We start from the raw sequence: 16,004 nt of genomic DNA on the forward strand, positions 1-16,004 counted from the left end.
TATCCATAGCGACCCTCAGCTGACTACCGCTACTTCATATCGAATGGCAATCATCCAACCATTTCCGGTCATTAGCACTTATGATCAAAGATAGACAGGCGAAATACTGTTTTTACCAATGAAATGTTGGTTACCAAAATTGATTTGCGGGAGAATGTGACGTGTATACTCTAATTACATATCCTCAATTCTGTAAGAAAATCAGTTGCTATGCTTGAAATCAAAACCATTCTGCTATTTCTGGTAACCGCTGTGGCCGAAATTGTCGGATGTTACCTGCCTTATCTATGGCTTACTCAGGGCAAAAGCCCGTGGCTTCTAGTCCCTGCCGCAATAAGTCTCGCTGCTTTCGCTTGGCTATTATCTTTACATCCTACTGCGGCAGGACGGATTTACGCGGCCTATGGTGGCGTCTATATTTTTGTTGCTATCGTTTGGCTCTGGTTAGTTGATGGCATTAAACCCAGTGTATGGGATATTGTTGGCTCTTCAGTTGCGCTAGTCGGCATGTCAATAATTATGTTTGCACCCAGAGATGCATAACCTGTGTTTAAGTAAAGCGGTTTGAAAACCAAGTAACTACCAGCTCCATATTCAACGCCTAAATTCTCCTATATTGCGGCCAACCCTGACGATCTGCCGTTTGTTTCCTAAATGCTTGAATTATTTCGGATGTCGAGTATCCTTTTAAAGAATGCTTACTCTACCTCACTTTAAAACTTGGCTCTCTGTTGTGCTGATATTCGCCGTGCTCGGTCATTTTGGCCTGGGGCATCGAGATGTGACGGCCTTTGTGTTATGTTTTGGGGCTGATGGGCATGTAGCGGTAGAAAAAGCTGGAAAAGACCCATTCGCTAGCGTGAATGCTGCCACTCGTTTCAACGATGAGACCAATGTGCTTGCGAGCGATGAAGGCGATCCCTGCTCGTCACCTTGCACCGACATCCCTATCGATGGGGATGATCACATTCCCCTACAATTGGCGAAGTTGTCAAAAATAGCGATTGATATGGGGCTTTTGCCGGTATTTTTCCTGATCTCACTCTTGGTTCTTTACGCCAGAGTCATCATTCGCCAGCCGGCATTGTTCAACCCACCGTTTACCGATTCCCGACTGCTCGCTTTGCGCAGCATTGTTTTACAGATTTAGCCACCTCTCCTAGCCGCAACTCACCAGCCGAAGACGCGGGTTCACCAGTGTCTGTGCTGACGATACTTCTATGCTACGGAGAAAGTTTCCATGTCCTCAAATTATGTGCGGCCTCTTGGCGTTGCACTGTGTTTATTGATCACAACTTGTCAGGTCGATGCGAGTCCGACAAACACTACGCAATCGCTAAGTGATCAGACCTCAAACAATCCTAATCGTCCGGCCGCTGAGGAACCGACTGGCTCCCTGGTTTTGTCCCAAGCGCTTGCCTTAGCGCTAACCCAAAACCCGGAACTGTCGGCCTTTTCCTGGGAGAGCCGCGCACAGGAAGCCGCCACCCTCCAAGCGGGCTTGTTTCCCAATCCCACCTTCAATGCCAATGCGGCGAACTTTGGTAATCAGGTCATCAAGGGCTTCGATGGTGATGTCGTCACCTTGGAACTCAGCCAATTGATCGAGTTGGGCGGTAAGCGTACCGCACGCATCGAAGCTGCCGCGCTGACCAAGCAACTCGCCGATTGGGATTATGAAGCCAAGCGGGCCGATATACTGACTCAAGTGACGCAAGCCTTTATTGATGTGCTGACGGCGCAACAGCGCCTGACACTAACCCAGCAAACGCACGAGTTGGCGAATCAAACGACCGTAACAACCACGGCACGAGTGCAGGCAGGCAAGGTATCACCCGTCGAAGAAACCAAGGCCAAAGTTGCTCGTGCTTCGGTGCAAATTGAGCTGATGCGGTCTCAAAAGGAACTGGAAGCCGCCCGCAAGCGTTTAGCGGCTGGCTGGGGTAGCACGACACCGCGTTTTGAGACGGTGAGCGGAAATTTGGAAAACATCCAAGTACCCGTGTCCCTGGATTCATTGGCGCAACGCCTCTCCAAAAATCCCGATTTAGCCCGTTGGGCCACCGAAATTACCCAACGCCAGGCACTCATCACGATGGAAAAGTCCAAAGCCGTCCCGGATGTGACCGCGACCGTCGGCGCCAGTAAATATCTGATGCCCAATGATTACGCCTTAGTCGTGGGTTTTTCGGTGCCCTTGCCAGTATTTGATCGCAATCAAGGGCGTATTCAAGAGGCCGAACATCGCTTGACCAAAGCGGAAGACGAATTGCGTAGCGCAGAGGTACGCATCGCCACGGCCTTGAACACCGCCTATCAAGCCCTGGATACCGCCCATTTGGAAATCATCACGTTGCAGCAAGACATTTTACCGGGGGCCCAAAGTGCTTATGACGCCGCCTGCGAAGGTTATCGCTTGGGTAAGTTTGGGTTTCTCGACGTACTCGATGCACAGCGCACCCTGTTTAGCGCCAAAAATCAGTATTTACTGGCCTTGGCCGAATATCACAAGTCCGTGGCCAACGTGGAACGTTTGGTCGGCAGCAGCATAAACGAGACAGCGACAAATAGCCCATCAGAGGTATCTCAGTGAACAATATCAGCAAAAATCAATTGATCGCTATCGCCGCGATTATCTTGCTCGGCCTATTGCTAAGTGTATTTATTCTGAGCATCGACAAATCGATGCCGGAAGGTGAGGAACACGGCGAAGAAAGCCATGCAGCGGCTAAAGTAGATAGCGCCGAAGGCGATGATGACCATGGACATGCCGATGAAGCCAAGCAGGCCCAAGGCCCGCACGGTGGTGATGTTTACAGCGACGGTGACTTTAAGCTGGAAATCGTGCTCAGCGAGGAAGGCGGGGAACCGCGCTTTCGAGTGTATCCATTCAATCAGGATAAACCGCTTCAGCCCGTTGCTGATCAACTCTCCGTGCAATTGAAACGCCCGAGCGGCGAGCAACAGCGCATCGAGTTTGAGCCTGAAAAAGCATATTGGCAAAGTATCCAGGCTATCGACGAGCCGCATGTCTTCGAAGCGAACGTGACGGCCAGACATGATGGTCAAACGCTTCAATTCGCTTTCAGTAAAGAAGAAGGCAAAGTAGCCTTGACCGATCAGCAAATCGCCGAAACCGGCATTTCGATTCAGACCGCAGGCGCGGCTCACATCATAAGCTCTGTCACCCTACCGGGTGAAATTCGCTTTAATGAAGATAAGACCTCTCATGTGGTACCGCGCTTGGCTGGTGTGGTGGAGAGTATTTCCGCCAACCTGGGCCAGCAAGTCAAAAAAGGTCAGATCATCGCCGTGATTGCCAGTACCGTGTTGTCCGAACAGCGTAGTGAATTACTGTCGGCACAAAAGCGCCTGGAATTAGCCCGCTCTACCTTTGCGCGGGAAAAGCACTTATGGGAGGACAAAATATCGGCGGAACAAGACTATCAACAAGCCCGGCAGGCGATGCAGGAAATGGAAATCGCCGTCCATAATGCCCAACAGAAATTGATAGCGCTAGGCGCAAGTCCCGCAGCATCGGCCAGCGGCGGCGCACTCAACCGCTACGAAATTCGCGCACCGTTTGACGGCATGGTGGTCGAGAAACATATCGCTATGGGAGAAGCGGTCAAGGAAGATGCCAGCATCTTCACGATTACTGACTTATCCTCCGTATGGGCCGAAATTATCGTATCGGCGAAGGATCTCAATGTCGTACAAGTTGGCAAACAGGTCAACATCAAGGCCACGGCGTTCGATTCTTCGGCAATCGGTACGCTGTCTTATGTGGGCGCATTGATGGGCGAACAAACCCGTACCGCTACCGCCCGCGTGACACTGGACAATCCGCAGATGGCCTGGCGACCTGGATTGTTTATCACGGTCGAGCTGCCTACCAAGGAAAGTGAAGTGCCGGTTGCGGTCGCGGCCGACGCCATCCAGATGATCAAAAACAAGCCGGCGACTTTTATTCGCGTACCCGGCGGCTTTATTGCTCAACCGGTCACCACTGGCCTATCGGATGGCAAAGTCACCGAGATCGTGACAGGACTGATGCCAGGCACCGAATACGCTGTCAATGGCAGCTTCGTCATTAAATCCGAGCAAGGCAAAAGCAGTGCCGAGCACTCGCATTGATCCCCAGGAGTTCGCATCATGTTTGAACGACTCATTCGTCTAGCGATCGAGCATCGCTGGCTGGTTATCCTGGCCGTGCTCGGTATGGCAGGGTTAGGTATCTTCAATTACACGATTCTGCCCATCGACGCCGTGCCGGACATCACCAATGTTCAGGTACAAATTAATACCACGGCGCCAGGTTACTCGCCGTTGGAAACCGAACAGCGGATCACTTACCCCATCGAAACCGTCATGGCCGGCCTGCCTAATCTGGAGCAAACCCGGTCGCTATCACGTTACGGCTTATCGCAGGTCACTGTGATTTTCCAGGACGGCACCGATGTCTATTTCGCCCGGCAATTGGTGAATCAACGTATTCAAGAAGCCAAGGATAAAATGCCTGCCGGTATCACGCCGGCGATGGGTCCCATTTCCACCGGTCTTGGGGAAATCTATTTATGGATAGTCGAAGCCCAAGAGGGAGCCAAAAAACCGGACGGTTCGCCTTACACCGCAACCGATCTGCGTGAAATCCAGGACTGGATTATCAAACCGCAGCTGCGCAACGTGCCGGGTGTCACCGAAATCAATTCCATTGGCGGCTACGCCAAACAATATCAGGTGGCACCGATTCCGGAAAAACTCGCGTCCTACGGCCTGACCTTGCAAGACATTGTTACCGCGCTGGATCGCAATAACAATAATGTCGGTGCCGGCTACATTGAAAAGCGTGGCGAACAATATCTGATTCGTGCGCCGGGCCAAGTGCATTCGATGGAAGATATTCGCAACATCATTCTGGGCAATGTCCAGGGCGTACCCATTCGGATTCGCGATGTCGGCGAGGTCGAAATCGGCCGAGAACTACGCACCGGCGCTGCGACCGAAAATGGCCGAGAGATGGTATTGGGCACGGTCTTTATGCTGATCGGTCAGAATAGCCGCGCCGTCTCGCAAGCGGTCGACAAAAAGATGGCAGACATCAACCGCACCTTGCCCGAAGGAGTGCAGGCCGTGACGGTCTATGACCGGACGGTATTGGTCGATAAAGCCATCAATACGGTTAAAAAGAACTTAACCGAAGGGGCGATTCTGGTCATTGTGATTCTGTTTCTGTTCCTCGGCAATATTCGTGCGGCCATCATTACCGCCATGGTCATACCGTTATCGATGTTGTTTACGTTTACCGGCATGGTCACGTACCAGGTTAGTGCTAACTTGATGAGTCTGGGTGCTCTTGACTTTGGTGTGATCATCGACGGCGCGGTGGTGATCGTCGAAAACTGTGTGCGAAGGCTGGCCCATGCCCAGGAACAGCATGGACGTTCGCTAACGCGTCATGAACGATTTCATGAGGTGTTTACAGCATCGAAAGAAGCACGGCGGGCTCTGTTATTTGGCCAGTTGATCATCATGGTCGTGTATTTGCCCATCTTCGCGCTAACGGGGGTGGAAGGCAAAATGTTTCATCCGATGGCGTTTACTGTGGTGATTGCCTTGGTCGGTGCCATGATACTGTCGGTGACCTTTATTCCGGCCGCTGTGGCACTGTTTATCGGCGATAAAGTCGCCGAAAAGGATAATGTGGTGATGCAGACCGCCAAGCGGGTGTATGCCCCTGTTTTAATCGGCGTGATGCGCAACAAGCCAGTGGTGCTCACTTTTACCCTGGTCGCCGTGATGTTATCGGGTCTGCTGGCAACGCGGATGGGCAGCGAGTTCGTACCGAGTTTGAATGAAGGCGATTTCGCCATTCAGGCACTACGCATTCCCGGCACCAGTTTGTCGCAATCGGTCACCATGCAGCAGCAAATTGAAGCGACGCTGAAACAGCAATTTCCGGAAATCGAGCGCATATTCGCGCGAACCGGCACCGCCGAGATCGCATCCGACCCCATGCCGCCCAATATCTCGGACGGTTACATCATGCTCAAGCCACGCGAGCAATGGCCTGAACCCGATAAATCACGCGACGACCTGCTGGCCGCAATCCAAGCGGCGGCCAACAAACTACCCGGAAACCTCTACGAGTTTTCCCAGCCTATCCAGTTGCGCTTCAATGAACTGATTTCCGGGGTGCGTAGCGATGTGGCCGTCAAAGTGTTCGGCGATGATATGGACGTCTTGAACGACACCGCGACTGAAATCTCGGCGGTCATGGAAGCGATTCCCGGTGCATCCGAAGTTAAAGTCGAGCAAACCACCGGCTTGCCGATGCTGACTCTGAATATCGACCGGGACAAAACCTCACGCTACGGCTTAAACGTGGGCGATGTGCAGGATGCGGTGGCGACCGCGATTGGCGGCACTGAAGCCGGCACCTTGTTTGAGGGCGACCGGCGTTTCGATATTATCGTGCGTCTGCCGGAGAGCCTGCGCAGCAATTTGGATGCCATCAACCGCTTGCCTATCTCATTGCCGCGCGGGCAAAACCGAGACGGACAAACCAGCTATATCCCACTGGCTGAAGTAGCCAGTCTGGAAATGGCCCCCGGCCCGAATCAAATCAGCCGCGAGAACGGTAAGCGCCGAATCGTCATCAGTGCCAACGTGCGAGGCCGAGACATCGGCTCCTTTGTCGCCGAGGCTGAACAAAAGCTGCAACAGAAAGTCAAAATTCCATCCGGTTATTGGACCAGTTGGGGGGGACAGTTCGAACAGTTGCAATCGGCTGCCCATCGCTTACAGATTGTGGTGCCTGTGGCGTTAATTCTGGTTTTTACGCTACTGTTCATGATGTTTGGCAACGCCAAGGACGGTTTGCTGGTGTTTAGCGGTATCCCCTTTGCGTTGACCGGTGGCTTGGTCGCACTTTGGTTGCGCGATATTCCGATGTCGATTTCAGCGGCAGTGGGATTCATCGCTTTGTCGGGTGTAGCGGTACTGAACGGTCTGGTGATGATTGCCTTTATCCGCAGCCTCCGTGACGAAGGCATGTCGCTGGATAAAGCGATTGTAGAGGGTGCTTTGACACGACTGCGGCCGGTGCTGATGACCGCATTGGTGGCCTCGTTCGGTTTCGTACCGATGGCAATCGCCACCGGTACCGGCGCAGAAGTCCAGCGCCCGCTGGCCACCGTGGTGATAGGCGGCATCCTGTCGTCAACGATGCTGACTTTGTTGGTATTACCGATTCTATACTGGCTCGCGCACCGCAATGATCAACCCGTAAAGCCCATCATTCCGGAAATTGTGCAGATTGATTCCCATGAGGATTAAACGATGAGTACCTGTAAGCCATCAGAAAAAACCGGTTGTTGTCCTGGCGAGCAGCAGGATAGTCACCCGTCAACGGCATCAAACTCATCGAGTGGCCTGACGTTCAAAATCGAGGGACTGGATTGCGCCGAAGAGGTCGCTACGTTGAAAAGCGCGATAGGTCCGCTTGTGGGGGGCAGTGACAAACTGGCATTTGATGTTTTAAACGGGCGAATGACACTATTGTCTGATGCCGAGCCCGTGACGGAAAAAACGATCATCAAAGCCGTGGCTGCAACGGGTATGACCGCCGCTCGCTGGCAAGCAGGTCAGACCGATGCAGATGCCCAGCAACTGCACCGTTCGAAGACCGTTTATACCGTGCTTAGCGGTGTATTTATCGTGGTCGGCATGTTGATTCATATCGCCATAGCCGGCGGCTTTGTGGATATTCAAACGGTTTTCAGCTCGGCAAAAAACGGAACCCTGCAATGGGACGTGGTCACTCACTACCTGCATAGCTTGCTGAATGCGCATGCTCAGCAGGCAATGCCTTTGCCTGAAAAAATGGCCTTTGGTTTAGCGATGGCTTGCGGTGCTCGGCATGTGATTGTAAAGGCGTTTTATGCCTTGAAACGCTTACGGGCGGATATGAACTTGCTGATGACGATTGCGGTTATCGGTGCGATGTTCATTGATGAATGGTTTGAGGCGGCAACCGTCAGTTTTTTGTTTGCCCTGTCTCTGGCGATTGAAAGCTGGAGTATTGGCCGTGCCCGTCATGCCGTTGAAGCCTTGCTGGATTTAGCCCCCTCGACGGTGACTATCAAAGATGAAATCGGCCTGGAATGTGTGGTACCTGCCGCAGAAGTCAATATAGGTACCCGTTTCATATTAGCGCCTGGCGCTAAAATCCCCCTGGATGGCAACGTAATTGCCGGTTTCAGTTCAGTCAATCAGGCGCCGATTACCGGTGAAAGTATGCCGGTTGCCAAGCAAGTGGGTGACGAGGTGTTTGCCGGCAGCATTAATGTTGAAGGCACATTGGAAATCCGATCCACCAAGCTGGTTTCGGATACCACCTTGGCACAGATTACCCGTCTGGTCGGCGAAGCCCATGGTAAACGAGCCGAGGTCGAGCAATGGGTGGAGAAATTTGCACGAATTTATACCCCGGTAGTGATGCTGGTGGCGTTGGCGATGTGCATCATTCCGCCCTTGTTTTTCGAAGGCAGCTGGAACGAATGGTTTTACCATGCCTTAGTGTTGCTAGTCATTGCCTGCCCCTGTGCATTGGTCATTTCGACACCGGTGAGCATTGTCGCGGCACTGGCATGTGCAGCCCGACAAGGCATTCTGATCAAAGGTGGCATTTATATCGAAACACCTGCCCATCTCAATGCGATTGCCTTTGATAAAACCGGTACGCTAACCTCTGGTGAACCCATCGTCACGGGGGTTTATCCTTTTAATGGTCATAACGAAGAAGACCTGTTAAGTCGCGCCGCTGCACTGGAAACGCGAAGCAATCATCCGTTGGCTAAAGCCATTTTACGCCACACGGAACAGCTCGGTATCAACGTGGCCAGCGCAGACAATGTGAAGGTTTTACCAGGTAAAGGTGTCACCGGATTATTTAATGGCACGGATTTTTGGTTGGGATCGCGTCGTTATCTATTGGAACGTAGCCAAGAAATCCCGGAAATCAGTGAAAAAGCGATTGCCATTGAACAAACAGGGCAAACCGTGATTGCCATTGGCAATGATCGGCATATTTGCGGCCTCATCGCCGTTGCCGACCAGCCTCGCGCTGAAATCAAATCGATTTTGCAAGCGCTGAGGCAGACAGGCATCAAACATCTGGTCATGTTGACCGGTGACAATCGGGTGACGGCCAATAACATCGCGGCCCAAATTGGCATCGATGAGGTACACGCCGAACTATTGCCCGCCGATAAAGTGGAGATCGTCAGTCAAATGGTCGAACAATACGGACAGGTGGCGATGATCGGTGATGGTGTCAACGACGCACCTGCGCTGGGACGGGCTAACCTGGGAATTGCTATGGGGGTGCTAGGGTCGGATGCGGCTATTGAAATAGCCGATATTGCCCTGATGGGTGATGACCTTTCCAAACTGCCTTGGCTGCTTGGGCATTCCAAACGAACGCTGGCTATTATTCGACAAAATATTACTTTTGCGCTGATGATCAAAGCCGCGTTCGCCGTCTTAGCCTTTGCTGGTGTGGCGACCTTATGGGAAGCCATTGCTGCGGATATGGGCGCTTCCTTCTTGGTCGTTGCCAACGGACTGAGATTACTACACCCCAAAAATACAGCTTTTAAGTAGCCTGAACCTAATAAAAATCGCGTAAACAGCGTTCAACACCTAAACATTACCATTTCAAGATACCTTTGGAGATAACCATGAAATTAAAATCACTGATTCTTTTAGTTTTAGCTGAATCCTTATTGTCCGCTTGCAGCTTCATGGAGCCTCATGCCATGGATACTGACCTAACTATACAGCATGTGGCATTAGCCAAACACTTCGAAGACGAGGCCAACGAGTTACAGACTAGGATTGAGGAACATAAAGAATATCTCAGCCAATTTGAGTCACAGCGTTACGTTTATGGCAGACACGCAAATGATCTTAAAGCGCACAGCCAAGAAGTGATTGATCTTTATCAGCAAGCCGTTACTGCAAACCGGGACATAGCAGAAATGTTGCGAGAAGCGGATCATTAGTTGTAGCACCTCGCGCTCTGCTGTGTCCGTTCTTGAACCGTCAAACCTATGGTTTTCGGATAAATGCTTGGAAACCAGGTCTGGAGTTCGACGCAAATATTGAAACAAACCGATTGATTTTGGTTCTTAGAACCTGAATGGGAGACATGTTTGCAAAGTGCTGGAATGATCGGCTAAACGACGGCTTTCGGATTTACTGCCGCCATACCCTAAAATCTTTAAATGTCGTGTTATGGCCGTTAGCGACTTTAGCCTCGTCGAATCCATTAAAATTTTGAACGTCAGCTATCGAGATGGGCGAATTCACAGTTTCGGCCAAAAGCAGCCAATGAAAAATACAATAATCAGTTCTCCGAATGGCTGGTTTATAGCGATCATTAGACATCTGTATTGTGCTCATTTTCTAAACGCTTGAAATTCACTAAACAACATTGGCCCGATGGGTTTCTAATTTCACAAGCACATTCCCCGGCTTGAGTGCGTTGCATGACGAAAGCTTTGATCGGTTCTGCCTGGTGGTCTTTTAACGCCGATAAATACTGCTCGGCTTCAATATCAAAACAGTAACAAAGCGCGTCGTTTTGAATCGCTTTATAGCTTCGTAAATGCTGTTTGGGAATAGTGTTACCCGCGTTGGAGAAGTAAGCAATTGAACATGTTTTTGCAGGGCAAAAATAATAGCTATCAGTGATAAGCGACTGATTCTCGGGAAACCTAACCTGATGATAAAGCGTAGACATACCGACACTTTTACAAGTGGAACCGCATTCCGGACAAATCTGTTTGGTATTGGCAGAGCAGCAGCAATCAGACATAGGTGGCATTCTCGGTCTTATTGGGTAATAGGCGTGGCCAGAGAACCCGGATAACCGGCATCGGTCGTGGCTTTGATCAAGGCGGCGCTATTGGTTTTTTTGCCGTCGAAAGTAACCTCGGCCGTTTTGGCATCGTAATCGACAGCCACTTTTTGTACGCCTTCAACTTTCTGCAGGGCTTTTTTGATGGTGACTATGCACATGGCGCAGGTCATATTCTCTAACTTCAGTGTCACCATTTGTTGTTGGTTTGGCAGTGCCTCTGTGGTTTCAGCATAGGCCACTGGCATCCATAAAGTGGCCGGCAACAACAAACTTATCAGTAATAATCCGGATTTAATGGTCATATCGGAATTCTCTCAAGCCATGAAAAAAGGCGCTACCCAGGGAAAAGCCAGCAACATCAAAATGAATGCGGAACCCAGCCAAAACAGTAGGAGCTGTCGGCGTTGGTTGTCGGTTGTGGAGCAGATTTCACCTACCGCACAGCGATCAGGCGTCAGATAGAGTTTTCGATAGCCGAGTACTACAAAAATCAGGGTCAGGATAATGAAAAATGGCCGAGCCGGTGCCATAGCCGTCAATGTGCTGATCCACGCACCGCCAATACCCAACGACAACAGTAAAAATGGCCCGACACAGCAGACCGAAGCCCCTACAGCAGCTAAAAGGGCGCCGATACTCATCCATGACGAGGTTTTTATGGGTGTTTCAGGGTCTGTATTCATGTGAATCTCCTAAACCAAACAATTCTCAATGTTGGCAAGAAGTCTAAACCCTGTTGCTTAGAACAGAGTCAAGTGCGTGATTTAGAATCAGGGTTGGGATGATGCATCATCGCCAAACGCATCGAGAATAGCGCAATGAGCGGCTGGAGCTGTCTGTTGACAGTCGTTGACCAGACTTTCCAATACCTGCCGGAGAACGGTTAAATCCATGATATGTTGATCGATCTGCTGGCATTTCTGTTCGGCGAGTTGTCGAACATCAGTACAGTGCGCCCCATCAAGCGATAACAAGGTGGCAATTTCCTTCAAGGTAAACCCGGCTTGTTGAGCGCGTTTGATAAAGCGAATTCTGGCAATCGCATCAGCTGAATAAACTCGATAACCGCCGTCTGGTTTCGCGGGTTCCGTCAGTAAACCAATACGTTGATAGTGACGGATGGTCTCGATAGTGACTTCGGTTTGTTTGGCAAGTTTGCCAATGGTTAAAGGCGACATTTCATTAAACCCAATGTTGAGGGGATTTTATTGTCTCTCAGTTTTTCCAATCATCGGCTATTTACAAATAACCATGGAAATTATCTTGATTGGCGGCTAGTGGTCAGTCAGATGCCTGCCGATGAAGTAAGTGGTGTCATGTGGACGGGTTTGGGCCGTCACATGCTTTTGGCTTCGTTGAGGTCATGCAAATTTGAATGTCCGCTATCGAAATTGAATCGCTGAAATCGGCGTACTCATAGTTTAGGCCAACAAGAAACAGGCACTAAATCGAAAATTCAACTTACTGAAAGTTCGCTTTCAACCAGGTCATAAAAAACACAAAGAGTTTCACGGGGTACATGAGATGAGAGACGGGCCTTGTTACCTCGGCCCATCTCCAACTGCTCGGCAATACATATCCTTGCCGTTCGGCGAAAGGGTTTACATCTGACGATGCATTGCCGCCATACTCAAATTGGCCTCGGCGGCTTTTTCATAGGCATTAATCAACACTCGACAGTGGCTTACCAAGGTGTCCGCCTGCTTGCCGTAAAGATAGCTTTTAGCTTGATATTGGCTAAGCAGTTTTTTGTGTTCATCAACTTTGAGCTGAAGGTCTTTCGCCGCTTCTTCGTAATGTTTTGCCAGAGCCTCATGATCGGCTTTGGATGAAGCACTTTGCACAGCTTGGCTCATATCCATTGGATGCGGGTTCATCTCGGCGCAAGCGGTCAGCAAACCAAGAGCCAAAAACATGGTAATCAGTGTGTTAGTTTTCATAGGTATTCTCCAGTAATTCAAAAAAGTTTTATGACATACATTTTTCAAGTTGTCAGCTTGTTATCGTTTTATCTCCTTTATAGTGGGTTAAAAAATGAAATCACAGCCGTGTGACGGTTGTTTAAAACGAACGCCCCTTATCCCAAGGATGACCCTGTCCACCAGGATGTGACGAGTAGACTTTTTTAATGACTTTAGTATGTGATGCACATGAAGAAACAGTGAACAATAAAAGTGCGATTAATAGAACAACACGTTTTCGACTTCTAAATAATGTATTCATGCTTTCGATCTCCTGTAATGAATTAAAGAACGACATCAACGGGTCCTTGCTTGCGCCTTTCTTGAAATTGCAACACCAGACTGTAAATCACCGGAAACACCAAAAGACTCAGTATCAACACGGTGAGCATGCCGCCCAGCGCGGGGGCGGCGATACGCTGTGTGACATCCGCGCCGGTTCCGGTCGCCGACATGATGGGGATTAAACCCACGATATTGGCAAGCGAGGTAATCGCTACCGGGCGCACCCGCAGCGCCGTTGCGGCCTCGCAAGCAACCCTGATTTCCTCGCCAGTCAATGGGGCCTGTTTTTGTGCCCGCAGCTTATCGATTTCAATGTCGATAAAACTCAGAACCATGACCCCGGTTTCCGCCGCCGTGCCCGCCAGGGCGATAAAGCCGACATAGACGGTAATCGACAGGTTATATCCCAACCCGTATATGAACCAGATGCCGCCAATCAGACTAAATGGAATCGCCAACATCACGATAGTCGGTTCGGTGATATTGCGAAAGGCGGTATACAGCAGGATAAAAATCAGCAGCAGCGTGATGGGCACCACGATGCGCAAGCGTTCCGCCGCCCGTTCCATGTATTCAAATTGACCGGACCAAGTAACGGTATAACCTGCCGGTATCGTGACATTTTCGGCTAAGGTCTTTTTTGCCTGCTCCACATAACCGCCGATGTCGGAGATTTTAAGGTCTACATAAATCCAGGCATTGGGCCGTGCATCCTCGGTTTTGATGACATCGGTGCCGCGTTTAAAGTTGATGTCTGCCACCGCTGTCAAAGGAATCTGGCTGCCCGTCGGAGTGGAGATCAAAACCCGCCGCAGCGCTTCCGGGTTATCGCGCAGGTCGCGCGGATAGCGTAGATTGACCGGATAGCGCTCTAGCCCTTCGACGGTTTCAGTGATGTTCATGCCGCCAATCGCACTTTGAATCACATCCTGGACATCGCCGACCGTTAAGCCGTAACGTGCGGCCGCTTCTCGGTTAATATCAAAGTCCAGGAAATAGCCGCCGACTGCCCGGTCACCATAGGCCGATAGCGTGTCCGGCAAGGTTTTCATCGCCTGTTCGATTTGTAGCGACAGGGATTGCAGCACATTCAGATCGGGACCGGACACCTTGATACCCACCGGGGTCTTGATGCCGGTAGAGAGCATGTCTATCCGGGTTTTGATGGGCATGGTCCAGGCGTTCGCCAAGCCGGGAAAATGAATGGACTTGTCCATTTCATCCATCAGTTGCCGGGTGGTTTTGCTTGGATCAGGCCACTCTTCTCGCGGCTTTAACTTGATGGTAGTTTCCACCATCATCAACGGCGCGGCATCGGTGGCGGTTTCTGCCCGGCCGATCTTGCCGAACACATGATGCACCTCGGGAAAGGTCTTAATGATCTTATCGGTCTGTTGCAAGACTTCCCTAGCTTTGGTGATGGAGATACCGGGAAAGGTGGTGGGCATGTATAAAATATCGCCTTCATCCAGGGGCGGCATAAATTCACTACCCAGTTTTGATAGCGGATAGAGCGTCGAAGCCATTAGCAACAGTGCCACGATTAGCGTGGCTCCCCGCCAACGCATCGCCACTTTTAAAACCGGCGAATGAATGGCATGCAGGAAACGGTTAATCGGATTTTTGTGCTCGGGGATGATCTTGCCGCGCACAAAATAGCCCATCAACACCGGTACCAACGTGATGGTCAAGATCGCAGCCGCCGCCATCGCATAGGTTTTGGTATATGCCAATGGGCTGAACAGGCGGCCTTCCTGCGCTTCCATGGTGATGATGGGCAGGAAGGACACGGTGATCACCAGCAAGGACGAAAACAATCCCGAACCCACTTCGCGGGAGGCGTTGCCGATGGCTTGCCAACGTTCCTGTGAAGTCAGCTTGGCTTGCTTCTTCTCGGCTGCTTCGGCAAGGTGTTTATGGGCATTTTCGACCATCACCACGCCGCCATCGACCATGTCGCCGATCGCCAGCGCGATGCCGCCCAAGGACATGATGTTGGCGTTCATACCTTGCCATTTCATCACGATAAAGGCCATCAATATCCCCAGCGGCAAGGTGATGACAATCACCAAGGCTGAGCGCAGATGCAGTAAAAACAAGGCCACCAAGGCGCAGACTATGATCAGTTCTTGGCTCAGCGCATCCTTTAAGGTGTCTACGGCTCGTTCGATCAAACTGCCACGATCATAGACGGTGACGATTTCAACGCCTTCCGGCAGGCCTTTCTTGAGTTCATCCAGTTTTTTACGCACGTCCTCGATGGTCGCCAAGGCATTTTCGCCGAAGCGCATCACCACCACGCCGCCGGCCACTTCGCCTTCGCCGTTGAGTTCGGTGACGCCGCGCCGCAGTTCCGGGCCGATCTGGACATGAGCCACATCCTGCAGGCGTATCGGCGTACCGTTGGCGTCGACGCCAACCGGTATGGTATTCAGATCGGCGATGGATTTGATGTAACCCAAGCCTCTAACCATGTATTCGGTTTCGCCAACTTCCAGCAAGCGGCCACCGACATCGTTATTAGAGCGTTTGATGGCCATCATCACCGTGGATAACGAAATCTCATAGGCTTGCAACGCGTTGGGATCGACTTCCACTTGATATTGCTTGACGTAGCCGCCGACCGAGGCGACTTCGGAAACGCCGGGAACAGTCTGTAGTGGATAGCGTAGATACCAGTCCTGAATCGAGCGCAATTGCGCCAAATCATGCTTGCCGGTCTTGTCCACCAAGGCATATTCGTAAATCCAGCCGACACCGGTGGCATCCGGACCCAATGCCGGTGTGACACCTTGCGGCAAACGATTTTTTACATAGTTGAGGTATTCCAG

Annotated in this window: 12 protein-coding genes; 7 read left to right on the plus strand and 5 right to left on the minus strand. The window is 51.0% G+C overall.

The features are described from left to right. Nucleotides 1-210: 210 nt before the first annotated feature. The 7 genes from A1332_RS15420 to A1332_RS15450 all read left to right on the plus strand — a co-directional run bounded on the left by A1332_RS15420 (nucleotide 211) and on the right by A1332_RS15450 (nucleotide 10,067). Nucleotides 211-543, plus strand: coding sequence for a YnfA family protein (locus A1332_RS15420; protein ID WP_020485833.1), 333 nt, complete (start codon nucleotides 211-213; stop codon nucleotides 541-543). A gap of 151 nt (nucleotides 544-694) precedes the next feature. Next, a complete protein-coding gene (locus tag A1332_RS15425; RefSeq protein WP_020485834.1) occupies nucleotides 695-1,150 on the plus strand; it encodes a hypothetical protein in 456 nt (151 codons plus the stop codon). 90 nt (nucleotides 1,151-1,240) lie between these two features. Continuing rightward, on the plus strand, nucleotides 1,241-2,593 hold the full coding sequence (locus tag A1332_RS15430; protein WP_020485835.1) for a TolC family protein: 1,353 nt from the start codon (nucleotides 1,241-1,243) through the stop codon (nucleotides 2,591-2,593). Next, nucleotides 2,590-4,137, plus strand: coding sequence for an efflux RND transporter periplasmic adaptor subunit (locus A1332_RS15435; protein ID WP_020485836.1), 1,548 nt, complete (start codon nucleotides 2,590-2,592; stop codon nucleotides 4,135-4,137). The genes A1332_RS15430 and A1332_RS15435 overlap by 4 nt, the downstream gene beginning before the upstream one ends. 18 nt (nucleotides 4,138-4,155) lie before the next feature. Further along, nucleotides 4,156-7,338 (plus strand): CusA/CzcA family heavy metal efflux RND transporter, encoded by a 3,183-nt coding sequence (locus A1332_RS15440; RefSeq protein ID WP_020485837.1) that lies wholly within the window; start codon nucleotides 4,156-4,158, stop codon nucleotides 7,336-7,338. A 3-nt stretch (nucleotides 7,339-7,341) separates the two neighbouring features. Further along, entirely contained in the window at nucleotides 7,342-9,666 is a 2,325-nt protein-coding gene (locus tag A1332_RS15445) for a heavy metal translocating P-type ATPase (RefSeq protein ID WP_020485838.1), read from the plus strand. Nucleotides 9,667-9,743: 77 nt separating this feature from the next. After that, entirely contained in the window at nucleotides 9,744-10,067 is a 324-nt protein-coding gene (locus A1332_RS15450; RefSeq protein ID WP_020485839.1) for a hypothetical protein, read from the plus strand. A gap of 377 nt (nucleotides 10,068-10,444) precedes the next feature. Here A1332_RS15450 and A1332_RS25350 read toward each other — a convergent pair whose 3' ends face one another. The 5 genes from A1332_RS25350 to A1332_RS15475 form a co-directional block, all read right to left on the minus strand. Next, on the minus strand, nucleotides 10,445-10,891 hold the full coding sequence (locus A1332_RS25350; RefSeq protein ID WP_327036700.1) for a putative iron-sulfur cluster-binding metallochaperone: 447 nt from the start codon (nucleotides 10,889-10,891) through the stop codon (nucleotides 10,445-10,447). Between the two features lie 8 nt (nucleotides 10,892-10,899). Next, complete coding sequence (locus A1332_RS26530) at nucleotides 10,900-11,610, minus strand: MerT/CopZ fusion-like heavy metal transport selenoprotein (RefSeq protein WP_419865998.1); 711 nt, start codon at nucleotides 11,608-11,610, stop codon at nucleotides 10,900-10,902. A gap of 87 nt (nucleotides 11,611-11,697) precedes the next feature. Continuing rightward, complete coding sequence (locus A1332_RS15465; protein WP_020485842.1) at nucleotides 11,698-12,105, minus strand: MerR family transcriptional regulator; 408 nt, start codon at nucleotides 12,103-12,105, stop codon at nucleotides 11,698-11,700. A 423-nt stretch (nucleotides 12,106-12,528) separates the two neighbouring features. Next, entirely contained in the window at nucleotides 12,529-12,867 is a 339-nt protein-coding gene (locus A1332_RS15470) for a hypothetical protein (protein ID WP_020485843.1), read from the minus strand. Nucleotides 12,868-13,172: 305 nt separating this feature from the next. Continuing rightward, a partial coding sequence (locus A1332_RS15475; RefSeq protein ID WP_064009363.1) for an efflux RND transporter permease subunit occupies nucleotides 13,173-16,004 on the minus strand: 2,832 nt, incomplete at its 5' end.

It is taken from the genome of Methylomonas methanica, assembly GCF_001644035.1.
Lineage (GTDB): Bacteria > Pseudomonadota > Gammaproteobacteria > Methylococcales > Methylomonadaceae > Methylomonas > Methylomonas methanica_A.